At 47.1% G+C, this 25,079-nt stretch carries 26 protein-coding genes; 18 read left to right on the top strand and 8 right to left on the bottom strand.

Annotation, left to right across the window (positions count from 1 at the left end; translation table 11 throughout):
• Positions 1-44: 44 nt before the first annotated feature.
• Positions 45-530: a general stress protein gene (locus MKY41_RS20555; RefSeq protein ID WP_041075941.1), complete on the top strand. Its 486-nt coding sequence runs from the start codon at positions 45-47 to the stop codon at positions 528-530.
• 178 nt (positions 531-708) lie between these two features.
• Positions 709-1,839, top strand: coding sequence for a stalk domain-containing protein (locus MKY41_RS20550; protein ID WP_340746821.1), 1,131 nt, complete (start codon positions 709-711; stop codon positions 1,837-1,839).
• Positions 1,840-1,878: 39 nt separating this feature from the next.
• On the opposite strand, the gene MKY41_RS20545 is transcribed toward MKY41_RS20550, so the two are convergent.
• The 5 genes from MKY41_RS20545 to MKY41_RS20525 form a co-directional block, all read right to left on the bottom strand.
• Entirely contained in the window at positions 1,879-2,877 is a 999-nt protein-coding gene (locus MKY41_RS20545) for a YcjF family protein (protein WP_340746820.1), read from the bottom strand.
• A 206-nt stretch (positions 2,878-3,083) separates the two neighbouring features.
• The gene (locus MKY41_RS20540) at positions 3,084-3,653 is read right to left on the bottom strand and encodes a manganese catalase family protein (protein ID WP_340746819.1); all 570 of its coding nucleotides are present in this window, start codon (positions 3,651-3,653) and stop codon (positions 3,084-3,086) included.
• Between the two features lie 15 nt (positions 3,654-3,668).
• Positions 3,669-3,935: a spore coat protein CotJB gene (locus tag MKY41_RS20535; protein WP_340746818.1), complete on the bottom strand. Its 267-nt coding sequence runs from the start codon at positions 3,933-3,935 to the stop codon at positions 3,669-3,671.
• Entirely contained in the window at positions 3,932-4,150 is a 219-nt protein-coding gene (locus MKY41_RS20530) for a spore coat associated protein CotJA (RefSeq protein WP_340746817.1), read from the bottom strand. Before MKY41_RS20530 ends, MKY41_RS20535 begins: the two co-directional genes overlap by 4 nt.
• Positions 4,151-4,205: 55 nt before the next feature.
• Entirely contained in the window at positions 4,206-4,847 is a 642-nt protein-coding gene (locus MKY41_RS20525; RefSeq protein WP_340746816.1) for an SIMPL domain-containing protein, read from the bottom strand.
• A gap of 78 nt (positions 4,848-4,925) precedes the next feature.
• Between MKY41_RS20525 and MKY41_RS20520 the strand changes: the two genes are divergently transcribed.
• The 9 genes from MKY41_RS20520 (at position 4,926) to MKY41_RS20480 (ending at position 16,302) form a co-directional block, all read left to right on the top strand.
• Positions 4,926-5,852 carry a polysaccharide deacetylase family protein gene (locus MKY41_RS20520; protein WP_340746815.1) on the top strand — a complete coding sequence of 309 codons (927 nt, stop codon included), beginning with the start codon at positions 4,926-4,928 and terminating at the stop codon, positions 5,850-5,852.
• Positions 5,853-6,274: 422 nt separating this feature from the next.
• Positions 6,275-7,282 (top strand): PQQ-dependent sugar dehydrogenase, encoded by a 1,008-nt coding sequence (locus MKY41_RS20515; RefSeq protein ID WP_340746814.1) that lies wholly within the window; start codon positions 6,275-6,277, stop codon positions 7,280-7,282.
• Between the two features lie 285 nt (positions 7,283-7,567).
• Positions 7,568-8,383 carry an adenosylmethionine decarboxylase gene (gene speD, locus MKY41_RS20510; RefSeq protein WP_197540004.1) on the top strand — a complete coding sequence of 272 codons (816 nt, stop codon included), beginning with the start codon at positions 7,568-7,570 and terminating at the stop codon, positions 8,381-8,383.
• A gap of 15 nt (positions 8,384-8,398) precedes the next feature.
• Positions 8,399-9,862 carry an aminotransferase class I/II-fold pyridoxal phosphate-dependent enzyme gene (locus tag MKY41_RS20505; protein ID WP_340746813.1) on the top strand — a complete coding sequence of 488 codons (1,464 nt, stop codon included), beginning with the start codon at positions 8,399-8,401 and terminating at the stop codon, positions 9,860-9,862.
• Positions 9,859-10,719, top strand: coding sequence for a polyamine aminopropyltransferase (gene speE, locus MKY41_RS20500; RefSeq protein ID WP_340746812.1), 861 nt, complete (start codon positions 9,859-9,861; stop codon positions 10,717-10,719). The genes MKY41_RS20505 and speE overlap by 4 nt, the downstream gene beginning before the upstream one ends.
• Positions 10,700-11,557 carry an agmatinase gene (gene speB / locus MKY41_RS20495; protein WP_340746811.1) on the top strand — a complete coding sequence of 286 codons (858 nt, stop codon included), beginning with the start codon at positions 10,700-10,702 and terminating at the stop codon, positions 11,555-11,557. Before speE ends, speB begins: the two co-directional genes overlap by 20 nt.
• Positions 11,558-11,591: 34 nt before the next feature.
• Entirely contained in the window at positions 11,592-12,791 is a 1,200-nt protein-coding gene (locus MKY41_RS20490; protein WP_340746810.1) for a saccharopine dehydrogenase family protein, read from the top strand.
• A gap of 15 nt (positions 12,792-12,806) precedes the next feature.
• Positions 12,807-13,943 carry a carboxynorspermidine decarboxylase gene (gene nspC / locus MKY41_RS20485; RefSeq protein WP_340746809.1) on the top strand — a complete coding sequence of 379 codons (1,137 nt, stop codon included), beginning with the start codon at positions 12,807-12,809 and terminating at the stop codon, positions 13,941-13,943.
• Positions 13,944-14,295: 352 nt separating this feature from the next.
• Complete coding sequence (locus MKY41_RS20480; protein ID WP_340746808.1) at positions 14,296-16,302, top strand: sensor domain-containing diguanylate cyclase; 2,007 nt, start codon at positions 14,296-14,298, stop codon at positions 16,300-16,302.
• 66 nt (positions 16,303-16,368) lie between these two features.
• Here the strand turns inward: MKY41_RS20480 and MKY41_RS20475 are convergent, their stop codons facing one another.
• The gene (locus MKY41_RS20475) at positions 16,369-16,743 is read right to left on the bottom strand and encodes a universal stress protein (RefSeq protein WP_340746807.1); all 375 of its coding nucleotides are present in this window, start codon (positions 16,741-16,743) and stop codon (positions 16,369-16,371) included.
• Between the two features lie 12 nt (positions 16,744-16,755).
• Positions 16,756-17,049, bottom strand: coding sequence for a cell division protein FtsK (locus MKY41_RS20470; protein ID WP_340746806.1), 294 nt, complete (start codon positions 17,047-17,049; stop codon positions 16,756-16,758).
• Positions 17,050-17,316: 267 nt separating this feature from the next.
• Here MKY41_RS20470 and MKY41_RS20465 point away from each other — a divergent pair, with 267 nt between their 5' ends.
• The 3 genes from MKY41_RS20465 to MKY41_RS20455 are packed head-to-tail and all read left to right on the top strand — an operon-like array spanning position 17,317 to position 19,576.
• Positions 17,317-18,132: an amino acid ABC transporter substrate-binding protein gene (locus MKY41_RS20465; RefSeq protein WP_340746805.1), complete on the top strand. Its 816-nt coding sequence runs from the start codon at positions 17,317-17,319 to the stop codon at positions 18,130-18,132.
• Positions 18,133-18,159: 27 nt separating this feature from the next.
• Entirely contained in the window at positions 18,160-18,831 is a 672-nt protein-coding gene (locus MKY41_RS20460; RefSeq protein WP_340746804.1) for an amino acid ABC transporter permease, read from the top strand.
• Between the two features lie 13 nt (positions 18,832-18,844).
• Positions 18,845-19,576, top strand: a complete 732-nt coding sequence (locus MKY41_RS20455) for an amino acid ABC transporter ATP-binding protein (RefSeq protein WP_340746803.1) — start codon at positions 18,845-18,847, stop codon at positions 19,574-19,576.
• Between the two features lie 48 nt (positions 19,577-19,624).
• Here MKY41_RS20455 and MKY41_RS20450 read toward each other — a convergent pair whose 3' ends face one another.
• Positions 19,625-20,686, bottom strand: coding sequence for an NAD(P)/FAD-dependent oxidoreductase (locus tag MKY41_RS20450; protein ID WP_340746802.1), 1,062 nt, complete (start codon positions 20,684-20,686; stop codon positions 19,625-19,627).
• 390 nt (positions 20,687-21,076) lie between these two features.
• Here MKY41_RS20450 and MKY41_RS20445 point away from each other — a divergent pair, with 390 nt between their 5' ends.
• From MKY41_RS20445 to MKY41_RS20430, 4 genes are read left to right on the top strand one after another with little or no spacing between them, the layout of a single operon-like run.
• On the top strand, positions 21,077-22,159 hold the full coding sequence (locus MKY41_RS20445) for an iron-siderophore ABC transporter substrate-binding protein (RefSeq protein ID WP_340746801.1): 1,083 nt from the start codon (positions 21,077-21,079) through the stop codon (positions 22,157-22,159).
• Positions 22,152-23,192, top strand: a complete 1,041-nt coding sequence (locus MKY41_RS20440) for a FecCD family ABC transporter permease (RefSeq protein ID WP_340746851.1) — start codon at positions 22,152-22,154, stop codon at positions 23,190-23,192. Before MKY41_RS20445 ends, MKY41_RS20440 begins: the two co-directional genes overlap by 8 nt.
• Positions 23,189-24,220 (top strand): FecCD family ABC transporter permease, encoded by a 1,032-nt coding sequence (locus MKY41_RS20435; protein WP_340746800.1) that lies wholly within the window; start codon positions 23,189-23,191, stop codon positions 24,218-24,220. The genes MKY41_RS20440 and MKY41_RS20435 overlap by 4 nt, the downstream gene beginning before the upstream one ends.
• On the top strand, positions 24,220-25,032 hold the full coding sequence (locus MKY41_RS20430) for an ABC transporter ATP-binding protein (protein ID WP_340746799.1): 813 nt from the start codon (positions 24,220-24,222) through the stop codon (positions 25,030-25,032). The genes MKY41_RS20435 and MKY41_RS20430 overlap by 1 nt, the downstream gene beginning before the upstream one ends.
• The last annotated feature ends 47 nt before the right edge of the window (positions 25,033-25,079 follow it).

Raw genomic sequence — 25,079 nt, 5'->3', positions numbered from 1 at the left:
GGGAAGGGTATGGAAGTGCAACAAGAATTCAGGAGGCGAAAAACGTGGCGGAGACATCTTTTATCGGTGTGTTTGATAATGAAAATGATTTGATTGCAAAAATTGATGAATTGAAGCTGAAAGGTTATAGTGACGATAATCTGTATGTCCTGGCGAGGCGCGACACGGATATCACGATGGTGAAAGCTCGGACAGGAGTGGAAATCGAGCGGCCGGACGGTGGTTCCTGGTGGGACCGGTTCACTTCGTTGTTTTCGGGAGAGGAACCAGTGCGCGGAGCACTCGGAAATATGGGTCTCGATCCGATTCAGGCGGAGAATTATTATAAGCTGCTCGAAGGAGGAAGCATGCTGCTGTACGTAGATCAGGGCGAGTATGGTCAACGTATTTCCGGCAATGGCGGCGCAGCCAGTTTAGATGGCGCAGGGACCGATCCAAATTTGGGAGCTAATCTTCAGCAGCCCGAAAACCAAATCGAATTCCCTACGGAAAACCCATCCGCCGGCATCCCCCCTGGAAAAAGAATCTGATAGATATGGACAGGCGTTCACAATTGCGGTGAACGCCTTTTGTTTTGGCAGAACGGAAAATACGCGCACCTCCAAACGATCTGCTGCGAAAAACCTTTTTTCCGCTAGGTTCTAATCGCTCTCTAGCGGGTATATATTGGTATGTCTTCTTTTTTATTCATCGATCGGAGGGGTAATCATGAGAAAATATGCAATCGTCCTCTTTACTATCCTATTAACAGGGTTCATTGGCGTTTCAACTAAAGCAGCAGATCAACCTTTGGAGTTTTTCGTGGACGGCGTTAAAATCGAGGGAACTGAGCAGCCGTTACTCGAAAAAGGCGGACAAGTCCTCCTGCCCGTGCAGCCACTATTCGAAGCGGCCGGATTTCATGTTTCTGCCGGGAATTCAGGTGATGTGCAGGCGACCAATTCATTTCTTACAATCGAATTCAAGCTCAACTCGGATGCGATTTATGTGAATGGCGAAGGAGTAGGTACCGAGTTTCCACACACTCGCCACAATGCGGCACACTATGTATCGGATGAATTTTTATCCACCTTGGAAGGGTTCAACGCTTCATTTTCAAAAGATCGGTCCGCAATCCACGTGACGACCAACCGATCCCGGGACATCGGGACTTTCTTGGACAAGATGGCCGCCGTGGAATTTACCGGCTATTCGTCCAAAAGCACACTGGACCATCGAACCGTCTTCTCGTACGATCCGGACACCGTCGAATTCACGCTTGACGCCAATTTGACCGTAAATGAAAAGCCGAACGCCTTGTCCATGGAGACGATTATGGAATCCGAATTGGACGGCAAACCGGTGAAACAGACGTCTGAACTCTATTTTACGAATAAGGGAGTATGGGAGTACAAGGAAGACATCGGTAAATGGGTCCGGCTGGGAGATGTACCTTCTTTGACACTTATGGAGACTTACTTGCCCGCTCCCCACCCGATTGACCATCTGAAAAGAGTTGAGGATAACAGTTTTTTGCAACTGTATGACTATGGAGACGTGCTTGTCTTAGTGGAGCGGATAAACGATGAGAATTTGGAAGATGACCTTGTTGCCAACAGGACGAATCGGTACATGGCCACGCAATTTGACAAGCGGACGTCCTTGCCGTTTCACGCGCTCACGATAACCGGGACGACGATTGAAACCGACGAAGACTCTGTCTTCATCAAAGAACAGCTCACCCAAACGTTCCGCCACGATGAAACCGTCAATCAAGTACAAGTCCCTGCTAAAGTGGTCCGCGACGCTATTAGTGAGGAAGCCTATTGGAAAGAGATCGGCGTGTTTGAAGAGTTTTAAATAAAAACGGAACAGGCCGAGAATGGCTTGTTCCGTTTTTCATTTCCCTTTCTTCAAAAATTTCTTGTAAAGGGGTAATAATGCGTTCGGAGTCAGTTCGATATTGTTCTCATGCGCATATTTGACTGCATGTCCAAGGGCAATCGTCATCGCGCCCGCCACGCTGGCCCCGGCTACCATACCTGCTCCAGGGACGACTTTGATGATTTGGCGGAAAATCGTCTTTCCGACATTGCCGACGACCGTAGCGATAATCAATTCCTTCGCATGATCTTTGGAAATCGGCTTGCCATACAGCGTGGAAAGACGTAGCAAGAGTCCGACTTGCAGTGCGGTCAGCGGCACGAAATCGGATCCGGGCATCGGGAGGGCGCCGATCGCGGCCGCTGATCCGCCTGCACCGAGAATCCACTTATTGGCGATAGACGACTTACCCGCCATATTCGCGGCCATCAAAATGTCCTTTTTTTTACCTTCCAACAATCTTAAAATCTCATTTTGCAACATGCTGATGTTCTCGCCTGTACGCGAAGAAATCGGAGTGACGGGATACTCATAGTTCGTGTGATCTTGGATATATTTCACGAGGCCGCCGATATCTTCGGCCGCGTCGATTTTATTCAGCACGAGGATGATGTCTTTATTCACCTTGGCGATCTTTTTCAACGAAACGAGCTCCATATCCGACAATACCGTGCCGGCAGCGTTTAGGAAAAATAAAATCAAATCAGCCTGTTTATAGAACTTCAGCGTCTCCGCGGAATGCTCTTTATGGATATCATCCAGTCCCGGTGTATCGACAAAGACGATGTTTTGCTTGTATATGTACTTCTTTACCTCCACCGTCTCACCTGGCTTCGCTCCGACTTCTGCGACGTCCGCCTCCATCAGCTGGTTCAGCGTCGAGGATTTCCCGGCATTGACATCCCCAATCATCGCGATGAGCACTTCCCTTTCGAGCTGCTCATTGATTTCCGTTGTCTTTTCATCGAAAATACGATCGAATTCTTGATCAGACATAAATTTTGGGTTGTCCATATGTCTTCCTCCTTCCGCTGTGACAGATGAGATTTATAATGGTAAATCGATTTTTTCCTACTCTGTTATACGATTCACATTCGGGAAGGTTTCATTTGTTGCCTAAGGTTTTGGCCGAATGTCTATCCTTTATATCTTTCCTCCTTTTTATGTTTCAAAACTTTTAACAATTAAAAACCGTCTCCAAATTAGAAGACGGTCCAACATCAAAATATTTTCTTGCGATCGCGTTCTTCCTTCAGAACTTCTACCGCTTCCCGGAAGCGCATGGAGTGGACGTTTTCCCGCTCCCGCAAGAATCGTAAGGAATCGTTGATAGATGGATCATCGGAAATGTCGATAAGCCATTGATAGGTCGCCCGTGCTTTTTCTTCCGCCGCGATGTCTTCGTACAAATCGGCGATCGGATCGCCCTTTGCCTGGATATACGTTGAGGTAAACGGGACACCACCAGCATTTTCATAAAAAAGAGCATGCCCATGATTGACAAAATGAGCGCCGAGTCCCGCCTCTTCCAACTGTTCAGGAGTTGCGTCCTTCGTCAGCTTATAAATCATGGTCGCCAACATTTCCAAGTGGGAAAATTCTTCCGTTGCAATGTCATTGAGAACTCCGATGACTTTGTCAGGAACCGTATAACGTTGATTCATGTACCGTAGGGCTGCCGCCAACTCCCCGTCCGCCCCGCCATACTGCTCCATGAGAAATCTAGCTAGCTTTGGATTACACGTACTTACTTCGACCGGGTAGAGCAGTTTTTTCTCATACACCCACATACCATTTCCCCCTTATTACCGTTGCCACGGCCATGGTGGTTGATTCCAACGCCAGCCTGCTTCCAGGGCCTGTTCCGACGGCACCGAATAGAGGGATAGCGGGCCGTATCGATTTTCGTATTGACGCCGGACGCGGGCCGCTTCTTTGATCGCTTCCCTCCATTGCATTAGCCCTTCCTCATCATCAGGATGCGTATTTGTGTACAATGTCAGTTCGACGACGACAAAATCGGCTTCCTGCACACGCAGCATCATCTCGCGTTCCTCTTCAAACGAACTCACGATATGCCCTCCTTCCGTGAAAATCCATCCACTAGGGCCGGCCAGAGCGAACCGTGAATCAATGCTTGTTCTGGTGAGAATTGTGGAAGACCCGGAGGCTGGAAATCCATGAAAAGTTGTGGCGGCAAGACGAACGTCTTCACAAGAATGGGCGGACAAGGGTCAAGAGGGGAGACATATGGTCGAAAACTTCCCCGAAATGACGGTCTTTCCAAATCTCATCACTCCTCAGAACAACGTATGCCAGGTGGCAAGATTTGATGTCATCCTTTAATAGATAAATTGAGCGTTCACAACAGCGGTTATTTCCAACTGACCTGGTTCGATTGGAGTGGCGGCCTCTCGCGCCGTCAGCGCCATGGTTTGAAATGGGATCGCTTGCGAAATTCTTTCTTCGATGACTTCTATAGGGATGGGATTCACTTGAACACCCATTGCATCGCCCAATGTCTTTGCTTTGGAGCGCGCATCCTCCATGGCAAGAATTAATGCCTGCCGGTAATACAGCTCTTCATTTTCCACCCTGAAGTGGATATTGGAAACACGGTTCGCTCCGTTTTGGACTGCCAAATCGATTATTTCCCCGACACGGTCGATTTCCGGGATTGTAACTGTAATCGCGTGGTTTACTTCGTATCCCCTGAGTATTTGTTCCCCTTCCACGAAATCATACCGAGGAAATATCGTATACGAGGCCGTTTGGATCTGATCCCGTGGAATGCCGGCGCGAATCAAGGCATCCAATACCCGATTCATAATTTCGGCGTTTTCCTGCTGCGCTGCACATTCGTGCAAATTTTCCGTGCTCACTTCTAATTGGATCTTCGCCACATTCGGCGAAACGGCTACACTGCCCTTGCCTGTCACTGTTAGTTTCCGATTCGGAAAACAGCGGACTTGCTGAATGTACAAAACCCGCATCCTTTCTTTTTGTATTGAAATTCCGATTAAGGGAATGAATACAAATAAATGTCATTGGAGGAGGACATCATGAAACAGAGATTTTTCGCTTTACTAGTTATGGCCACTCTATGGATCGGATTGCAGCCGTGGACTACACGGGGAGACTCCTCCGCTTCCATCACGACATCTTATGAAGAAAATTCGACGGCTACGACTATCAAGGCGTATGCACAAGAGCACGACATTCCACCGATCGATGCAAAGATGGACCGGGTGTGGAAAGCGATCTCCGGCTATAACGGCCTAGCCGTCGATCAGAAGAAAAGCTTAAAAAAGATGGGAACCCGTTTCAGTGAACAACAGATCGTCTGGAAAGAAGTATCACCCTCCGTCCATTTAAGCGACCTGCCGCCCTCCCCTATTTACCGCGGCAACCCGGAAAAGCCGATGATTTCCCTGCTGATTAACGTTGCCTGGGGGAATGAATTCATCGAACCCATCCTCCGGGTATTGGATAAGAACGAAGCGAAAGCGACGTTCTTTCTGGATGGCAGCTGGACGAAGAAAAATTCCGATTTGGCACGCTTGATTCAGTTACACGGCCATGAAATCGGCAGCCATGCGTACAGCCATCCTGATTTGGCAAAATCTTCGGAGGCGAAGACGAGAGAGGAACTGCAGAAGACGAACGACGTGATCGAGGAAGTCCTCGGACTGACGCCGACCTGGTTCGCCCCGCCAAGCGGCAGTTTCAATCAACGGACAATCGAAATCGCCCGGGAGCTCGGTATGTATACCATTCTGTGGACAGCAGATACGGTCGATTGGCGCAATCCCGACACGACGGAAATGGTCAATCGGGTTCTGTCCAAAGTGGAAAACGGCACAATGATTCTTATGCATCCGACCAAGCCGACGGCAGAAGGATTGGATCGGATGATTGGAGAAATTAAAAAGAAAGGATATGTAGTCGGAACGGTATCCGAGTTGATGAGTGAAGATCGGGTTCGGTGATAGGATTCGCCGGAAAATCCGTACTCCCTTGAAGTGAACCGGGACACCTTGCACTGAAAATCAGACACCTTGCCGGAAAACTGGAACACCCCAAGGTAAATCGCATACCTAGCAGAAAACCATCTCTAACAGGCAGGCACCCGGTCGGAACGTCTGCCTGTTTCTTCTATTTTTTCAACGAAGGTCGAATCGTTCCATCCGGATTGCCTCCAATGATATTCTTTTTGTATAGGAGTGGGGTGTCTCTATGTACTTTTCTAAATGGAATCGGATTATTACATATCGGATGTTCCGTTTTCTGTAGGCAATCAATTTAATCATGTGTTCAAACAAAAGTAATAGCAATCAGTTAATTAAGCTTGCTTTAAATATTGTTCAAATTTAGCCGTTCAGGGTATACCATCTGTATAGGAGTGAAACTGATGAAACGCTTCTTTCCGCTTGTCCTCCTTCTCATGCTACTTGGCTGTTCCAAACAAACGCAACCGGTTGGCGGTCCGCCATCATTCGAAACAGTGGCAACTGGTTTGAATTCGCCTTGGTCCATTGCGGCGGACGAGGGGCAGTTTTTCATTTCGGAACGTACCGGAACTATCGTGAAAGTGGAACCCGGCAGCGCTATCACACGAGATTCCGTCCATTTATCGCAGCCGCTGTCCAACGTAGCAGAGGCCGGATTGTTGGGATTTGTGCTCCATCCGGATTTCCATTCATCCCGTTTGGCTTATGCCTACTATACGTATGATTCAAATGGCAGTCCGATCAACCGGATTGTCACATTGGCCTATGACGGGGATTCGTGGAGAGAACAAGACATACTGCTTGATAACATCCGCTCTGGCCCTGTCCATCATGGCGGACGCCTTGCCCTCTCCCCTGATGGAACGCTTTTTGCGACCATTGGGGACGGGGCCCGTCCGGAATCTGCACAAGATCCGAATGAATGGAACGGGAAAATCCTCGCGCTCCAAGCGGACGGTTCCTTCCATATATTTAGCTTAGGACATCGGAATCCCCAAGGACTGGCATGGGATACAAACGGGATATTATTCGCCTCTGAACATGGGCAGTCCGCTAATGATGAAATCAATGTCATTGTTCGTGGCCATAATTATGGGTGGCCGCTCATTGAAGGGACCGAGACGCGGGATGGACTGGAGGCACCACTGCTCACTTCCGGTCCAACTGAAACATGGGCCCCTTCCGGCATGGCTTTCCACAAAGGACTACTATATGTAGCAGCACTTCGAGGGCAAGCTATCTTGGTCATCGATCCGGACAAAGCAGAAATCGTCGACCGGATGCAAGGGTTTGGCCGAGTCCGGGACGTATACTCGGACGGCCGTTCACTTTACTTCATTACGAATAATACCGACGGCCGCGGCAATCCATCGCAGGGGGATGATCGGTTGATCCGGTTCACTCCATAGCCGCAACTTCAAAGTTGTTCAGGTTCGCTATGCAATGTATAATAAAGGAAGACTGCATAGCGTCGGAGAATTTCCATTTCGGTTTTCAATCCTGGAGCAACTGTCGAACCTGACTACGGTGGACGGTTGCTTTTTTTGAAGTTTCGAACCTTGCAGAAAGTCGTCAATTCGCTATATATCCGTGAGGAAAAGTTTTGTTCGACATTGTCAAATAAAGCGATTATAATTGTGCTTTAGATTCGAAGTGATAACACTTATCTTCAAGTGAAAGGCGTGAGTGTCGGGTTGGAAAATAAGCTGAAATTGTACGGCTTTAACAACCTCACCAAAACACTTAGCTTTAACATCTATGATGTGAGCTATGCAAAAAGTGAGCGGGAGCAGAAGGATTATATTGCCTATATCGATGAGCAATACAACTCTGAACGATTGACGAAAATCCTATATAATGTGACGGAAATTATCGGAGCTCATGTGTTGAATGTGAGCAAGCAGGATTATGATCCGCAAGGTGCAAGCGTGACGATCTTGATCACGGAGGAATCGATTCCAGTCGGACTGATCGACGAATCATGCAACCGCGGGGAGATGAACATTCTGAAAACCCGGGATTCCGTCGTCGGTCATCTCGATAAAAGCCATGTCACCGTCCACACGTATCCTGAATATCACCCAGACAATTCGATCGCTACCTTCCGGGTGGATATCGAAGTTTCAACATGCGGTGAAATATCGCCGTTGAGAGCACTCGATTATCTGATTGGGAGCTTCGATTCGGATATTATCACAACCGATTATCGGGTTCGAGGATTCACAAGGAACGATCAAGGGAAAAAGCTATTTATGGATCATAAGATGACATCGATCCAGGATTATATCGATAGCGAAACATTACAGAAATACGATGCGATCGATGTGAATGTGTATCAATCCAACATCTTTCACACCAAGCTGTTGATCAAAGATATTGATCTCCAGAATTACTTGTTCAATACGGACGTCTATGAAATCCCGCCGAAGGAAAGACTCCGCATTACGAATAATTTACGCAAAGAAATGATTGAGATTTTCAGCGGATCCAATATATATGATGAAAATTGAGTAAGGGGTGATACGATGGGAACTCTTATACAACATAGAGCCCCTATTATGGAAGCCTTGAATGAATACAAAGCAGCGCGGGTCGTCCCGTTCGATGTGCCGGGCCACAAGCGCGGCCGCGGAAATCCTGCCTTGGCCGACTTTTTGGGCGAAAAAGCATTGTCCTTCGATGTCAACTCGATGAAACCGCTCGACAACTTATGCCATCCCGTGTCGGTCATCCGGGAGGCGGAACAATTGGCTGCCGAGGCTTTCGGGGCAAAGCATGCGTTCTTTATGGTGAATGGCACGACTTCCGCGGTCCAAGCGATGGTCATGACCGCCTGCAAAGCGGGGGAAAAGATTATCATGCCGCGCAATGTCCATCGCAGCGCCATCAATGCACTCATATTGAGCGGCGCCGTTCCGGTCTACGTTAATCCTGGGGTGAATAGCAAGCTCGGAATCCCGCTCGGCATGTCCGTGGATGACGTAAAGCAGGCAATCTTGGAAAATCCGGATGCCAAGGCAATTTTGATCAACAACCCTACCTATTACGGCATCTGTTCCAATTTACAGGCCATCACCGATTTGGCGCATGAACATGACATGCTCGTGCTTGTCGATGAAGCCCATGGGACCCACTTCTATTTCGGGGAGGACCTCCCTGCTTCCGCGATGTCCGTCGGTGCGGACATGGCGTCCGTTAGCATGCACAAATCAGGGGGTTCATTGACGCAAAGTTCGTTTTTATTAATCAATAATGAGATTGGCGAAGGATACACCCGGCAAATCATCAACTTGACTCAAACGACGAGCGGTTCTTATCTATTGCTCTCCTCCCTCGACATTTCACGGAGGAATCTGGCGCTTCACGGAAAAGAGACATTCCGCAAAGTGACAGAGATGGCTCAGTACACTCGGGATGAAATCAATAAGATCGACGGCTATTACGCGTTTTCTAAAGAATTGATCGACGGCGATACGGTGTACGATTACGACGTGACCAAATTATCCGTACATACGATTGACATCGGACTCGCCGGCGTTGAAGTATATGATATTTTACGCGACGAGTACGATATCCAGATTGAATTCGGGGATCTTGCCAATCTGCTGGCCTATATTTCGGTCGGGGATCGCCAGCTCGACTTGGAACGCCTCGTAGCCGCCTTGGGTGAAATCAAAAGACGGTACTCGCGGGACAAAAGCAATTTATTCGACCATGAATACATTAAGCCGATTATTGCGGAGACACCCCAGACGGCATTCTATGCGTCAAAGAAGACATTGCCGATTGCGGAAAGCGCCGGTCATGTTGCAAGCGAATTCGTCATGGCCTACCCGCCCGGCATCCCGATTCTCGCTCCCGGCGAACGAATCACCGAAGAAATCGTTGCGTATATCGATTATTGCAAAGAAAAAGGTTGTTTCCTCACCGGTACCGAAGATAGCCGTATCGAATTCATCAATGTATTGAAAGAGGAGGTCGAGGCATGAATTTATGGTTCACGGAACACCACTCGCCCAATGTGAAATTTTCCATCAAAGTGGATAAACACCTCTATTCGGGCCAAAGTGATTTCCAGAAGATCGACATTTTACAGACGCCTGAATTCGGTCGGGTTTTAACATTGGACGGGCTCGTCATGTGTACGGAAAAAGACGAGTTCATCTACCATGAAATGATCACACATGTGGCGATGGCGACAAACCCGCATATTAAGAATGTTCTCGTCATCGGTGCTGGAGATGGCGGAACGGTGCGGGAATTGGTGAAGTACCCAACCATCGAAAACATCGACATGGTGGAAATCGATCAAATGGTCGTCGAGGTGTGCATGGAATACTTGCCGCAAACTGCTTCCAAATTGACCGATCCCCGAGTGAACTTGTATTACGAAGATGGATTGAAATTCGTCCGGAAGAAAGAGAGTGAATACGACCTGATCATCGTCGATTCAACCGATCCATTCGGTCCGGGGGAAGGTCTGTTTACGAAAGAATTTTATGGGAATTGTTATAAGGCACTGACGGATGAAGGGATACTGGTCAATCAGCATGAAAGTCCTTTCTATGAGGAAGATGCGCGGGGCATGAAGCGTGCCCATCAAAAGATTATGGGATTCTTCCCGATTTCCGACGTCTATCAAGTGCATATTCCGACCTATCCATCCGGCCATTGGCTATTCGGCTTCGCTTCGAAGAAGTATGATCCGATCGAGGATCTGGATGCCTCTGCATGGAACGGCCTGGGTCTGAAAACGCGATATTATAATCCGAAGATCCACGTTGGTTCGTTTGCTCTCCCAAACTATGTAAAGGAGCAATTGAAAGATGTTGAACCGAAACATTGAAACTTTCATCGGCTGTGATAATGAATATGAAGAATCGGGCATCGTCATTTTCGGCGCCCCCTTCGACTCGACGACCTCCTTCCGTCCCGGCACCCGCTTCGCCAGCAAAGCGATGCGCGGCGATTCGTTCGGAATCGAGACGTACAGCCCCTATCAGGATAAAGATTTGGAGGATATCGCCATATTCGATGGCGGCGACCTGGAACTGAGCTTCGGCAATACGGAACGGGCACTCAGCCAAATCGAAGAATTCACGGCAAACGTCTTATCTGACGGCAAAATTCCGTGCATGATCGGCGGCGAGCATCTCGTCACATTGGGGACGATGCGAGCCATCGCCAAGCAATATCCGGATGTACATGTCATCCAATTCGATGCGCATGCCGACTTGCGGGATGACTATTTAGGCGAGACATTATCGCATGCAACGGTCATCCACCGAGTTTGGGACTTGCTCGGAGACGACCGAATCTACCAATTCGGCATTCGCTCAGGCGACCGGAGTGAATTCGAATGGGGCAAAGATCGGGTCTATACAAATCGCTTTAATTTTAATGGCCTGCTCGATGTCATTGGGAAATTGAAAGGAAAACCGATCTACCTGACAATCGACTTGGACGTGCTCGATCCGTCCGTCTTCCCAGGAACCGGGACACCGGAAGCGGGCGGCGTCTGTTTCATGGATTTATTGCAAGCGATTCTTCAAGTAAGTGAATTGAATATCGTCGGTTGCGATGTCAATGAACTATCCCCGTTTTATGATCAAAGCGGCGTTTCGACAGCAGTTGCATGCAAAGTGCTGAGGGAATTGCTGTTGGCGATCGGATCAAAAAACTAAGATAGAACTATTATGAAAATGGTGGTGTTTTTAAATGGGTAAAGCTTTAATTATCGGAGCTGGCGGAGTCGCTAGCGTTGTGGTCCACAAATGTGTTCAAGTGCCGGATGTGTTCGAGGAAATTTGCATCGCGAGCCGGACGAAATCCAAATGTGATGCATTGAAAGAGAAATTGGACGGCGGCCGGACGAAAATCCAGACGGCGCAAGTCGATGCGGATAACGTGCCCGAATTAGTGGCGCTGATCAATGATTTCAAGCCGGATATCGTCATCAATGTCGCGCTTCCTTACCAAGACTTGACAATTATGGACGCTTGTCTTGAAACAGGCGTGCATTATTTGGATACAGCCAACTACGAGCCGCTCGATACGGCGAAATTCGAATACAAATGGCAGTGGGCTTATAAAGAGAAGTTCGAGAAAGCAGGCCTCACCGCATTACTCGGCAGCGGCTTCGACCCTGGCGTAACAGGCGTCTTCTCCGCCTATGCGCAAAAACACTATTTCGATGAAATCCATCAAATCGATATCGTCGACGCCAATGCAGGAGACCACGGCTATCCATTCGCCACAAACTTCAACCCGGAAATCAACATCCGTGAAATTACGGCAAACGGACGTTACTGGGAAGATGGCGAGTTCATCGAAACGGAACCGCTGGAATTGAAACGCGTCTACGATCTGCCTGAAATCGGTCCGAAAGATGTGTACTTGCTGTATCATGAAGAATTGGAGTCCTTGGCAAAAAACATCAAAGGCATCAAGAAGATCCGCTTCTGGATGACGTTCTCCGAAAAATATTTGACGCATCTGCGCGTTCTTGAAAATGTCGGCATGACGTCCATCGAACCGATCGAATTCGAAGGCCAGCAAATCGTGCCGCTGCAGTTTCTGAAAGCAGTGCTGCCGGATCCTGCGTCCCTCGGACCGCGCACAAAAGGAAAAACGAACATCGGCTGTATTTTCCAAGGCGTGAAAGACGGCGAAGAGAAAACGTATTATGTCTATAACATTTGCGACCACCAAGAATGTTACCGCGAAGTCGGCTCCCAAGCGATTTCCTATACAACTGGCGTACCGGCCATGATCGGTGCGATGATGATCTTGACGGGCAAATGGAAGAAACCCGGCGTTTACAATGTAGAGGAATTCGATCCGGATCCATTCATGGAAGCGTTGAATGAATACGGCCTGCCATGGCAAGAAGATTTCAATCCTGTATTGATTGACTAAGGGGGCATAATCGAATTGAATTTTGATGTACACGCAATCCCCTCCCCCTCTTATGTGGTGGACGAAGGATTGCTCATCCAGAACTTGGAGAAACTGAAATCCGTCATAGACCGAACCGGCTGCAAGATTTTACTTGCCCAAAAAGGATTTTCGATGTTTTCCGTCTATCCACTCGTCGGAAAGTATTTAAACGGCGTCACATCCAGCGGTTTGTTGGAGGCGCGTCTCGGCTATGAGGAAATGGGCAAAGAGGTGCATACGTATGCACCTGCCTTTTCCGAAGTCGAATTCCATGACATCATGAAATACTCCGATCATATCGTCTTTAATTCCTTCCGCCAATGGAAGCAATTCAAAGAGCGGGTTCGGAACTATCCGAAAAAGATCGATTGCGGCATTCGCATCAACCCGGAATATTCGGAAATCGAAGTCGATTTGTATAACCCATGCTTCGCCTACTCCCGTTTCGGGGTGACGCTCGACCAATTCGAACCCGACCAATTGGATGGCATCAGCGGACTTCATTTCCATACGATGTGCGAGCAAAACTCGGATACACTGGAGAGGACAATTCAAGTCATTGATGAGAAGTTCGGCAAGTATTTGAAGGACATGAAGTGGATCAATTTCGGCGGAGGGCATCATATTACGAGATCCGACTATGACATGGAGACGCTCATCCGCTCGATTCAATTCATGCAGGACAAATACGGCCTAGAAGTGTATTTGGAACCTGGTGAAGCGATTGCTCTGAATACGGGATTCCTTGTGGCAACTGTGATGGACACGATGTATAATGGCATGCCGATCGCCATCCTGGACACATCCGCCACTTGCCATATGCCGGACGTCTTGGAAATGCCGTATCGTCCGGAAATCATTGGCGCGGGCAAGCCCGGAGAAAAGGCGCATACAATCCGCCTTGGCGGAACGACCTGCCTTGCCGGAGATGTCATCGGGGACTATTCCTTTGACGAGCCGCTGAAACCGGGAGACAAGCTCGTGTTCTGCGATATGGCCCATTATTCCATGGTGAAGAACAATACGTTCAACGGCATGAACTTGCCGTCGATCGTCTTGAACACGGTCGACGACGGCATTCAAGTTATCAAGGAATTCGGATACGAGGATTTTAAAGAACGCTTGTCGTGATCAAACCTGCCAAGCAGCTATTCTTGCTGCTTGGGCAGGTTTTTTTCATTTGAACACATCTGGGTTGCGTTTATCATTCCGGATGGGCACGCCCCTCCCCCACGTCCAAAAATAGAATAACGGTTTAGCAATCTTTCCTATTTCTCCAAGCATCATTCTTCCCTCTTTCCAAATGCCAATTTATGTTTGAAACTTCTAATCTTATCATTTAACATAGAGAATAAGTTATATAAATTGACGACCTGTAGGTATCATTAATCAAAAAATCCTACTTCTGCACTACGTAATTGCAACCGGTCTTCACGCGGTTGGTTTTTTTATGCAATTTTTCCACGGAAGGCAAGTGAATAGTATGTCTATTGAGCGTCTATTTCAACGATTCGATATCTCCACTTTAAAAGGAAGACTGCGTTTTTGGTTCATTTGCATGATTGCGGTATTGGTCCTTCTTGCGTCCATTCCGTTTTTCTTGGTAGGGAAAACCCATAAACGGGAGGATGCCCGCCAGGTTATCAGCAAGATGATCGATCTTCAGCAAGTCGTCGTCGGGGATTGGTTCGTTGATAGGTTGGCGGATATCCGATTCATCTCCGAATTGCCATCCATACGGGATGGTGATACGAATAAAACGGAGGAAGCGCTGCGCGCGTTTCACGATAATCACTCCGAATTCAGTGGTATCGTTTATGTCAACCGAGCCGGAAAAACCGTCATTGGTACGAAAGGAGCCGGCGAGGTGGATGTATCCGACCGGGATTATTATCTGAAAGCGAAACAAGGGAAAGCGTACATTTCAGATATGCTCATCGGTCGTCAATCGAACGAGCCAATCATCATTTTCTCAGCCCCTGTCTATGATTACTCAGGCACCTTCCTAGGATTGATATTCGGATCCGTGCCTATTCGAACAATTAATGAGATCATGGCGCAATTCCATGATGACAACCAGGAGACGTATCTCGTCAACCGGGATGGGACACTGATCACCGAATCACGGCAAGGGCAGATTGGCGAAAAATTGGATTCTGCCATCTTTCGTAGGGCATTGGAGGATGAGCCCCCGGCCAAGCATTTTTATACGAACCAGAATGGCGATAGCGTGCTTGGGGATTATCGATGGGTACCGCAAAATCAGTGGTTGATCATCGGGGAAATTTCCAAGGATAAAATTTATAATCCCTTTTATCGAATGGCCTTGTTGTTCTCAATGGTCATCCTCCTTGTCGTTTTTGCTGGGTACACTTTGATGATTTGGGTAGCCCGCCAAATTGAAGAGCCGATCCAAGATGTACTCGTCGGAACGAGGGAAATCGGGAAAGGGAATTATGCCTATCGCGTAAATCGAGACTCTTACAGCAGGAGTGCGACAGAACTGCAACAGCTGTGCAAGGACTTCAATAGTATGAGCGATTTGATTGAAAGCCATATCGATTCAATCGCTGTGAGTGAGGAACGTTTCCGCTTGATTACGGAGTATTCGAGCGATATGATCACTATCCATGATTTGCGCGGGGACTATTTGTATGTGTCCGCTGCCGGTAAAGAAATCTTGCACTACGATGATGCCGAGATGATCGGGATGAGTGGCTATCATTTCATTCACCCGGATGATATTAACATGATCCAACGTAAACATGCCACGTTGCTGGAAACGGGCTATGTCGTTTCCACCTATCGGATCCGGCGGAAAGACGGAGAGTATATCTGGTTTGAATCTGCCATCCGCTCCTTGGAAGGCAAAAAGGACGAGGAATCCCAATTGATCATCGTCTCGCGCAATATTACCGAAAGGAAAATGGTCGAGCAACAATTGCAGGATGCCAATGAACTGCTACAAGAATTGTCGATGAAAGACGGGTTGGTCGGTGTAGGGAACCGACGGGCGTTTGACGGACAATTGGCGGACAAATGGAATCATGCGATATCGCACGGAACCCCACTCTCGTTGATCATGCTCGATATTGATTATTTCAAACCGTACAATGATACATACGGCCATCAGCTAGGGGACGATTGCTTGCGGAAAGTGGCAACGGCGATTGATGAGGTATTGAAAACAACGGGACAGAAAGTGTTCCGGTATGGCGGAGAAGAATTCAGCATTCTTTTGCCGGAAACCGATCAAGCGGGCGCGAGGGAAATTGCGGAACAAATCCGGAGAACGGTGGAGGGTTTACAGATTCCGCATATCGGTTCCAAGATTGCGGATTTTGTGACCATCAGCTTAGGGGTCGCCACCACAATCCCCACAGCGGACGACATGACACCAGATTTCATAGAAGCCGCTGATCGGGCGCTTTATAAAGCGAAATTGAATGGCCGGAATTGTGTCAGCTTCTCTGACTCTATTGGGAAGTAATGCAAAACCCCGCGTTTTTCGTGGCATATGAGCCGATGAGAAACGCGGGATTTTTATTCTCTTCTCTCACTCTGCATGTTCGGGCACAAGGACAACAGGACAGGTCGCTAGTTTCAGTACATGCTTGCTGACGCTGCCAATCGCTTCTTCCCTCCCCTTCCCGATCGCCATCACGACGTAACGGACTTGCGGACTCCTCGACTCCGCCACGATTTCCATTGCGGCAATACCAATCCGGATTTTCGCGGAATAGGGCACTTGTGAATTCGTCAGTACCTCGCCCGCTTTTTTGATGGCCGGATATCCCAACTCTTTTAGTGCCGGTTGAATGTTCAACAGTTGGATTTCATCTCCATATAACTCCGCCAATTCGATAGCGTACGGAATCACCTTCAATGCAGCTTCCGATCCGTCAATCGGCACGATTATGCTTTTTCCCACCAGAATCCCCCCTCATACGATTAATTGATGGACTTCTCCCCGGATGAACATAACAAGGCCAATTATTGACAACATCAAACCTATGTAAAATGTCCAAGGGTTATCCTCTTTTTCTTTGTCGAATGTCCTATAGCTTAAAAGGCAAAAAAGGATTGATATGATGGGAATAAACCCATAAACCGGACCGAATATGAAGGAAAGGCCGCCAAGTACCATCGCCACCAACCCATATGGATTTTGCTTCGGTAAGCTATCAATATACTCTAGTTCCTCATCAGACAAACCATTTCTATTTCTCTTGCTCAATGTTTGATCACCCAACTCTATTTTATCACAACATCCAATTTTGTTCTATTTTACCATTACGAAGAAATAAAGAATGTGGAACAATTTGGAGAATGGATATTTTCTTCTTTTTTCTTTTAAAATTTCTCCAAAAATGCAATTAAAGCGCTCTCATTCATGTTTTCTACCAAATCCTTAGTTGACAGGTATACATTGATTGTTTATAATTACATCCAGTTAACTGAATAGTTTTGCTTATAGAAATAAAAATATTGGAGGAAAAAGGAAATGAGAAAGCATCATCGTAAAGTCCTACTTACACTCTTCTCAATCATTCTGCTGCTGGCGGTCGCAGCTTGTGGAAAGAAAGACGAAGGAACGAGCACTTCAGCAGAAGCCGAAGAAAAAGTATTGAAAGTCGGAACTACTGGACTAGTCTATCCATTCTCTTTTAAAGAAAACGATACATTGCAAGGATTCGATGTGGAAGTTATGGAAAAGGTCGCTGAAAAATTAGGATATGAAATCCAATGGCAACTCTCCGATTTTAGCGGATTGATGGGCCAACTGGAAACCGGCAAAATCGATACAGTCGCCAATCAGGTCGCTGTCAATGCAGAACGCCAAGAGAAATTCAATTTTACTGGTCCCTACGCATATGACGGATCGCAAATTTTAGTACGGGAAGATAATAACGACGTCCAGTCCGTCGAAGACCTGAAAGGGAAAACGGTAGCGGCAGTCTTGGGCTCTAACCATGCAAAAAATTTGGAAAACGCCGACACTTCCGGTGAAGTGAACATTAAGACATACGAGGCGCATGATGGCACGCTTCATGAAGTCGAATTTGGACGTGTCGATGCGTATGTGAGCGGACGGAATATCCTTTCTGCGGAACTCGGGAAAATTGATCTGCCATTGAAAATGGTCGGCGAGCCGATCACGATTGAACAAGTTGCATTCCCATTCGTGAAAAAGGAAGAAAATGACGCACTCATCGAAGAGATCAACAAAGCTATCAACGAATTACGCGAAGATGGCTCACTGAAGGAAATTTCTGATAAATATTTCGAAGAAGATATTACAGTCGAGATAAGTAATTGATTAAACAGGCAGGCGGTGCCGAGCGTTATGAATTTTGATATCCAATACATGTTGCAAGTGTTCCCGACTTTAATTAAATACATCCCGCTGACATTGGGACTAGCTGTCGTATCGATGATTTTTGCAATATTCATCGGATTGATCATGGCATTGATCACCAAATACAAGGTGCCGGTGCTCTACCAATTGACGGCCGTCATCCTCTCGTTTTTCCGGGCCATTCCGATGCTCGCTTTGCTATTCCTTATTTACTTTGGATTGCCTCAGATCATTCCGTCGCTGTCCATCTTGAATGCGGTGACAGCCGCCATCATCGGCTTAAGTATGAAAAACGCAGCGTATTTGGCTGAAATCTTTCGGGCTGCCATCAATTCGGTTGATGAAGGGCAGCTGGAGGCTTGTCATTCCATCGGGATGACAAAGTTCCAGGCGATGGTTCGGATTGTGTTGCCCCAAGCGGTACGAAATGCGGTGCCGGCAACCGGGAATATTTTCATCGGCTTGGTGAAGGAGACTTCCTTGGCCTTCACATTAGGGGTCGCCGAAATTTTCGCCCAAGGGAAAATGATGGCTTCCGCCTCCCTGAATTATTTTGAAACCTATTTGGCTGTGGCTTTGATTTATTGGATGCTCACGATTATTTACACCTTCTTGCAAGGGATGTTGGAGCGTCGGTTGAATAAGCCGTATGAAGTGTAGGAGGAAAGTGCTTATGATCCATGTGCAGAATTTGAAGAAGAAATTCAAGGATCTTGTCGTCCTGGATGGAATCGATATCGAAGTTAACCGAGGGGAAACCGTCGCGATCATCGGGCCATCCGGTTCCGGGAAATCCACCCTCCTGCGCTGTTTGAATCTGCTGGAAAAACCGGATAGCGGTATGATCCAAATCGGAGATGCCACGCTCAATGCCGAAAAGTATAGCCGGGAGGAAGCGCGGAAGCTCCAAAAGCAGACAGCCATGGTGTTCCAGAACTATAATTTATTCAAAAATAAAAACGCGCTGCAAAATGTCATGGAGCCGTTGCTCATTTCAAAACAGGCCAATGCGGAGGAAGCAAAACAGATCGCACTCGACCTGCTAGGGCAAGTGGGGCTCTCCCATAAGGCGGACAATTATCCTGTCACATTATCGGGCGGCCAGCAGCAGCGCATCGGGATTGCCCGGGCGCTCGCCGTCCGATCGCATGCCATCCTCTTGGATGAACCGACGTCCGCGCTCGATCCGGAACTCGTTGCGGAAGTGCTACAGGTGATCAAAGACTTGGCGGAGCGGCAAATGACAATGATCATCGTCACGCATGAAATGGGATTCGCCCGTGATGTAGCGGATAAAGTCATCTTCATGGCGGACGGCAAAATCATCGAACAAGGGACGGCCTCCGACGTGCTCGACCACCCGCAAAACCCGCGGACCCGGAAGTTCCTGCAACAAACTTCATAATTGAGCAGGAGGCTAATCATTCATTGATTAGCCTCTCTTCTTTCTTCCTTAGCTTTTCACAGCGTATAACTGCTTCATTAATTCACGGTTTTTCTCTTTGAAGATTTCATTATGCGAAGAAACCATTCCATAACCATACGCATCCGGAGAAATATATTGCTTGGCTTTATTCACCGCATTCGCCGCATCCTGAAATGCTCCGGCAATCAAATGCAGCTTTCCTTCATGCTGTAAAACATCACCTGCTGCATAAAGTCCAGGTACAGACGTTTCACTCATCGGGCTGCCTGCTACTCTGTTTTCATCTGCCATTTCAATATAGAACCCACTGTTGTTCATCAACTCTTTGTCACGTTCATAGCCATGGTTAATAATAACCTCATCCACCGCCAGTTGTACTTTCTGTCCATCCTTACCACATAGCAACTCCACTTTCTCAATCGTTTCGTGGTTATTCGCCGCGATGAGTTTTTCAATGGAAGTATTCAAGAAGCATTCCACAGAACTATTGAATAATCGGGAGACTTCGGCCTCATGCCCTTTCAACACATCATTCCGGTAAGTTAAATACACTTTTTCAGCAATAGGTTCGAGCGCGTTTGCCCAGTCGACCGCCGAATTGCCCCCTCCGGAAATTAACACCGTTTTCCCTTTGAAACGGCCTAGCGATTTAACCGTATAATGCAAATTGGAAACTTCGAAACGCTCCGCTCCTTCAATCGGGAGTTTCAACGGCTTCAAAATCCCCCCTCCTACTGCAAGGATCACTGTTTTCGAAAAGTGTTTTTCATTGGCAGACGTTTGCACAACAAAATTCCCCTGATCATCTTTATTAATAGCGGTCACTTTTTCACCTAATACAAGTTCAGGTTGGAATGTCGTGCCTTGCTTGATCATTTGTTCAATGAGCTGTTCCCCTGTGACCGGTACAAGTCCACCAACATCCCAAATCATTTTCTCGGGATACACATGCACTTTTCCTCCCAAATAGGGCTGGAACTCGATAATTTTTGTTTTCATTTCCCGTAACCCACTATAAAATGCTGAAAATAGACCCGCCGGACCGCCGCCAATAATTGTTACATCATATAATTGCTCTGAATTAACCATATTTGCTCCTTTATGGGCCAGATCGTTGAACCGCCCTCTAATCAATTTTTTAATCGTCGATAATGATAATCGTTCTCATTAAGTGATATTATAAGCTATGCTGAATTTGATTACAAGCTTTTCTAGATAACCGTGCCCCCTACTGTAGGGATGAATTTTTATGGAGCGTGATGGAAATTCAGATTGAATGAATCATAATTTTATATTGACAACACTAAAACTGAAATATATATTGAAGATAATGATAATCATTATCAGTTAGAAAGGAGATCTACTAATAGCAGTCCCCTATTACTGCTAAACTTTACACTCAGCCCAAAAAGTAAGTTTTCCGGTAAAAAATATCGGTACTCATTGCATTTCAATACATAAAAAAGGAAGGATAAACAAATGATATCAAAGCGAAAAATCTCCATACCGGCATTTATACTTTCAGCCATCATTATGATTCTAGTAGTAGGCTGTTCCGGTCAAAAATCAAATTCAACACCCGGTACAACTTCAAATGAGAATGATGCGCCGAAAACAGACTCCCCTGTTTCCCGGGATTCAAACTCTGAATATCCAATTACAATAGAGCACGCATTTGGCGAAACTGTAATTGAAAGCAAACCTGAACGAGTTGTAACTGTACAATGGGCGAATCATGATGTCGCCCTTGCTCTTGGTGTTGTACCTGTAGGTTTTTCGGCAGCGAATTACGGGGTTCAGGACGACAGTGGGCTTTTGCCTTGGACAGCTGAAAAGCTTAAGGAACTTGGCGAAGACCAACCAAATATTTTCCAAGATACTGACGGTCTTGACTTTGAAGCTATTTCCGATGCAAATCCAGATGTTATTCTTGCCGCTTACTCCGGTATTACACAGGAGGATTATGATGTACTGAGTAAAATCGCTCCCGTGGTAGCTTATCCAGATAGCCCTTGGTCGACTACATGGAGAGAGCAAGTATTACTGAATGCCGCAGGGATGGGCATGAAAACTGAGGGCGAACAACTCATCAAAGACACAGAAACACTCATTCAAGAAGCAGCAAGCAAACATCCAGAAATGCAGGGTAAAAAAGTGGTCTGGGTCAACTTTTCAGCAAAAGATATGTCCAAACTGCATCTTTATACTCCTGCGGATCCCCGTGGTGCATTTCTAATTGAACTAGGCATGGATTATCCTGAAAGCGTTACAAACGAAATTACCGACCCTTCTAGCTACTCATTAAACGTGAGTGCTGAAAACGCAGACATACTGAACGATGCCGATATTATTATTGGTTATGGGGATGAAAATTTATATGAAGCCGTAAAAGCTGATCCCTTACTCGGCAAAATTCCTGCAATTCAGAGAGGTTCCGTTGTGTTCATTGGAAACGGCACGCCTTTAGCGGCTTCTGGAAATCCAAATCCGCTTTCCATCGCTTATACGATGGATCAATATCTGAACCTCATTGGAGAAGCGATTGACAAAATCAATGAATAGTTCATCCATTTCAAAAAGAAAACAGCTACACATACATGTCCCGAAGCACTTCGGGACAATTCTTTTCATTTGTATCGTTTTACTCAGCCTATGCGTAATCGCTTCTCTCATTTTTGGCTCCCGAATGATGGGATTTGATGAAGTCATCAACGGATTGTTTCATTATGACGCTGACTCTTATGAGGCGAATGTAGTTCGAAAAAGAATTTCCCGGACTGTTTTTAGTTTATGCAGCGGTGCTGCGCTAGGAGTTTCGGGAGCGCTTATGCAGGCGGTCACCCGCAATCCGATTGCCGATCCAAGCATTCTGGGGGTTAACACTGGAGCTGCCTTATTTGTTGTTTGTGGAATTGCCTTTTTAAATATCAGTACAGCAAGTCAATACATCTGGTTGGCGTTAGCCGGAGCTATTATTACTGCATTATTCGTCTATGGCATCGGCTCTATAGGGCGCAGCGGGGCGACCCCCATTAAGCTTGTATTAGCGGGAGCTGCTACAAGTGCCGCACTCTCCTCCCTTGTCCTTGCCATCATGATTCCACGTTCTGATGTAATGGATCAATTTCGCTTTTGGCAGGTAGGAAGCATCGGCTCAGCCTCTTGGAATGCGATCACGACATTTTCCCCTTTTCTACTAATTGGACTGATGATCGCTATTCTTACCGCTCCGGCATTGAATGCGCTGGCCCTTGGAGATGATGTTGCGACAGGGCTCGGTGTACGGACGGGCGTTCTGCGGCTTATCGCCGCTTTGGGAGCTGTTCTTTTATGCGGTGCCGTTACGGCACTGGCTGGCCCCATCGGCTTTGTAGGTCTCTTATCTACACACGTCATGCGCTTACTTCTTGGGCCTGACTTGCGTTTTGTCATCCCGATGTCTGCCATTGCGGGAGCCATCATTTTGACAGTATCCGATGTTGCCGGCAGATTGCTCGGCAGTCCTGGCGAGCTTGAAGTCGGTGTTGTTACGGCGTTCATAGGAGCTCCATTACTCATACTATTAGCAATGAAATCGAAAGTGCGGTCATTATGAACATGGATTCTTTAGAATTTATTCAAACAGGTAGACGGAAAAGACGGCTGCGCTGGATAGTCGTGACTAGCCTCCTTGCGGTCCTTGCATGCGTTTTATGCGGTGCCATGCTGCTACTTGGGAATACGATTTATCCTGTGGCGGATATCATTCGTGTTCTTCGCGGGGAGCAACTCCAAGGAGTCTCTTTTGCAGTGACTACAATACGCCTGCCGAGAATGTTAGCGGGGTTATTTGCGGGATTCGCTTTCGGCATCGCCGGGCATATTTTTCAGACAATGTTGCGTAACCCGCTCGCAAATCCAAATGTCATCGGCATTACTACGGGTTCGAGTGCCGCGGCTGTGTTCTGCATCGTCATACTGCATACAAGCGGAGCTGTCGTTTCCCTTGTCTCTGTCATTGCTGGGTTGGCAACTGTTCTGTTCATTTACATTTTATCCAGAGGTAAATCGTTTTCTATCGGGAGATTAATTCTAGTCGGAATAGGGATACAAGCTATGCTGAATGCCTTGATTTCTTATCTCTTGCTGATCGGGGCTGAACAAGACCTTCCCGCAGCATTCCGATGGCTCAGCGGAAGTCTGAACGGCGCCCAATTGCACCAGCTTCCGCCGCTCATTTTGTCGGTTGTCATTTTTGCCCCGATCATTATGGTTCTAGGAAAACACCTAAGCATCCTGGAGCTAGGTGAACAGTCGGCCACTTCTCTAGGCGTTGCAACGGACAAGACAAGAATTGTGCTTATTTTCAGTTCCGTATGCATGCTTTCCCTTGCGACTGCTACCACGGGACCTATCGCATTTGTTTCCTTCCTGTCTGGACCAATCGCAAAACGACTTGTCGGAACCGGTTTCTCCAGTATCTTCCCCGCAGGTCTCGTTGGAATTAACTTAGTATTGGCAGCCGATCTGATCGGGCAATTCGCTTTCGACGTTCGATATCCTGTAGGCATCATTACGGGAATCATCGGAGCGCCCTACCTGATTTTCTTGCTAATCCGAATGAACCGAAAGGGGGAATTATAATGAAACCCGTACATAGCTTACAGGCCGAACAACTAGTAGCAGGATATGATCATAAAACAATACTTCAAGGAATCAGTCTCGCCATTCCCAGCAACGAAATCAGCGTTATCATTGGAGCCAACGCCTGTGGAAAGTCTACGCTTCTAAAGACTTTAGCAAGACTGATTAAACCGACATCAGGTAGCGTGACATTGGACGGAAAGCCAATCGGGAAAATTCCCCCCAAACAATTGGCGCGTATTTTAGGTCTGCTCCCCCAATCCCCCATTGTCCCGGAAGGCATTTCTGTAGCGGATCTCGTTGGACGCGGAAGATTTCCGCACCAAGCCTTATTTAGTGGTTGGACAAAGCACGATTATGAAGCCGTTGGGGAAGCGATGGAAATAATGAATATCACTGAACTGGCCAATCGGAACATTGATGAGCTGTCGGGAGGCCAAAGACAACGCGTTTGGATTGCAATGGCGTTGGCCCAACAAACAGATATCTTATTTCTTGATGAACCTACAACTTATTTGGACATTACCTATCAAGTTGAAATTTTGGACCTGCTCACAGATCTGAATCGAAAGCATGGAACTACAATTGTCATGGTTCTTCATGACATCAACTTGTCCGCACGTTATGCAGATTATATTTTCGCTCTCCACCAAGGAAAGCTTATGTACGAAGGCAAACCGACGGAAGTCATTACGGACATTGCGATGAAAGACATCTTTAATCTGGATTGCGAAGTGATTCAGGATCCGGTTTCAGGTTCCCCTTTTACGATTCCGAAGGGGAGGCATCATGTGACGAACCTATCCAGTTAATATTCGGGCTGTCGAGATGACAGAAAACTGCCTTCATAAGATAACTT

The organism is Sporosarcina sp. FSL W7-1349 (assembly GCF_038003045.1).
Classification (GTDB): domain Bacteria; phylum Bacillota; class Bacilli; order Bacillales_A; family Planococcaceae; genus Sporosarcina.
The sequence above is the reverse complement of the archived record's forward strand: the minus strand, read 5'-3'. Positions and strand labels throughout refer to the sequence as shown.

Coding starts and splice junctions, on each gene's coding strand:
- MKY41_RS20540 (WP_340746819.1), bottom strand. CDS start 3,653: ATGTGGGTGTATGAGAAAAAACTGCTCTACCCGGTCGAAGTAAGTACG.
- MKY41_RS20435 (WP_340746800.1), top strand. CDS start 23,189: ATGAACATGGATTCTTTAGAATTTATTCAAACAGGTAGACGGAAAAGA.
- MKY41_RS20490 (WP_340746810.1), top strand. CDS start 11,592: ATGGGTAAAGCTTTAATTATCGGAGCTGGCGGAGTCGCTAGCGTTGTG.
- MKY41_RS20505 (WP_340746813.1), top strand. CDS start 8,399: ATGGGAACTCTTATACAACATAGAGCCCCTATTATGGAAGCCTTGAAT.
- MKY41_RS20515 (WP_340746814.1), top strand. CDS start 6,275: ATGAAACGCTTCTTTCCGCTTGTCCTCCTTCTCATGCTACTTGGCTGT.
- MKY41_RS20440 (WP_340746851.1), top strand. CDS start 22,152: ATGAATAGTTCATCCATTTCAAAAAGAAAACAGCTACACATACATGTC.
- MKY41_RS20460 (WP_340746804.1), top strand. CDS start 18,160: ATGAATTTTGATATCCAATACATGTTGCAAGTGTTCCCGACTTTAATT.
- speE (WP_340746812.1), top strand. CDS start 9,859: ATGAATTTATGGTTCACGGAACACCACTCGCCCAATGTGAAATTTTCC.
- MKY41_RS20550 (WP_340746821.1), top strand. CDS start 709: ATGAGAAAATATGCAATCGTCCTCTTTACTATCCTATTAACAGGGTTC.
- MKY41_RS20520 (WP_340746815.1), top strand. CDS start 4,926: ATGAAACAGAGATTTTTCGCTTTACTAGTTATGGCCACTCTATGGATC.
- MKY41_RS20465 (WP_340746805.1), top strand. CDS start 17,317: ATGAGAAAGCATCATCGTAAAGTCCTACTTACACTCTTCTCAATCATT.
- MKY41_RS20430 (WP_340746799.1), top strand. CDS start 24,220: ATGAAACCCGTACATAGCTTACAGGCCGAACAACTAGTAGCAGGATAT.
- MKY41_RS20545 (WP_340746820.1), bottom strand. CDS start 2,877: ATGGACAACCCAAAATTTATGTCTGATCAAGAATTCGATCGTATTTTC.
- MKY41_RS20480 (WP_340746808.1), top strand. CDS start 14,296: ATGTCTATTGAGCGTCTATTTCAACGATTCGATATCTCCACTTTAAAA.
- speB (WP_340746811.1), top strand. CDS start 10,700: ATGTTGAACCGAAACATTGAAACTTTCATCGGCTGTGATAATGAATAT.
- MKY41_RS20455 (WP_340746803.1), top strand. CDS start 18,845: ATGATCCATGTGCAGAATTTGAAGAAGAAATTCAAGGATCTTGTCGTC.
- MKY41_RS20450 (WP_340746802.1), bottom strand. CDS start 20,686: ATGGTTAATTCAGAGCAATTATATGATGTAACAATTATTGGCGGCGGT.
- MKY41_RS20445 (WP_340746801.1), top strand. CDS start 21,077: ATGATATCAAAGCGAAAAATCTCCATACCGGCATTTATACTTTCAGCC.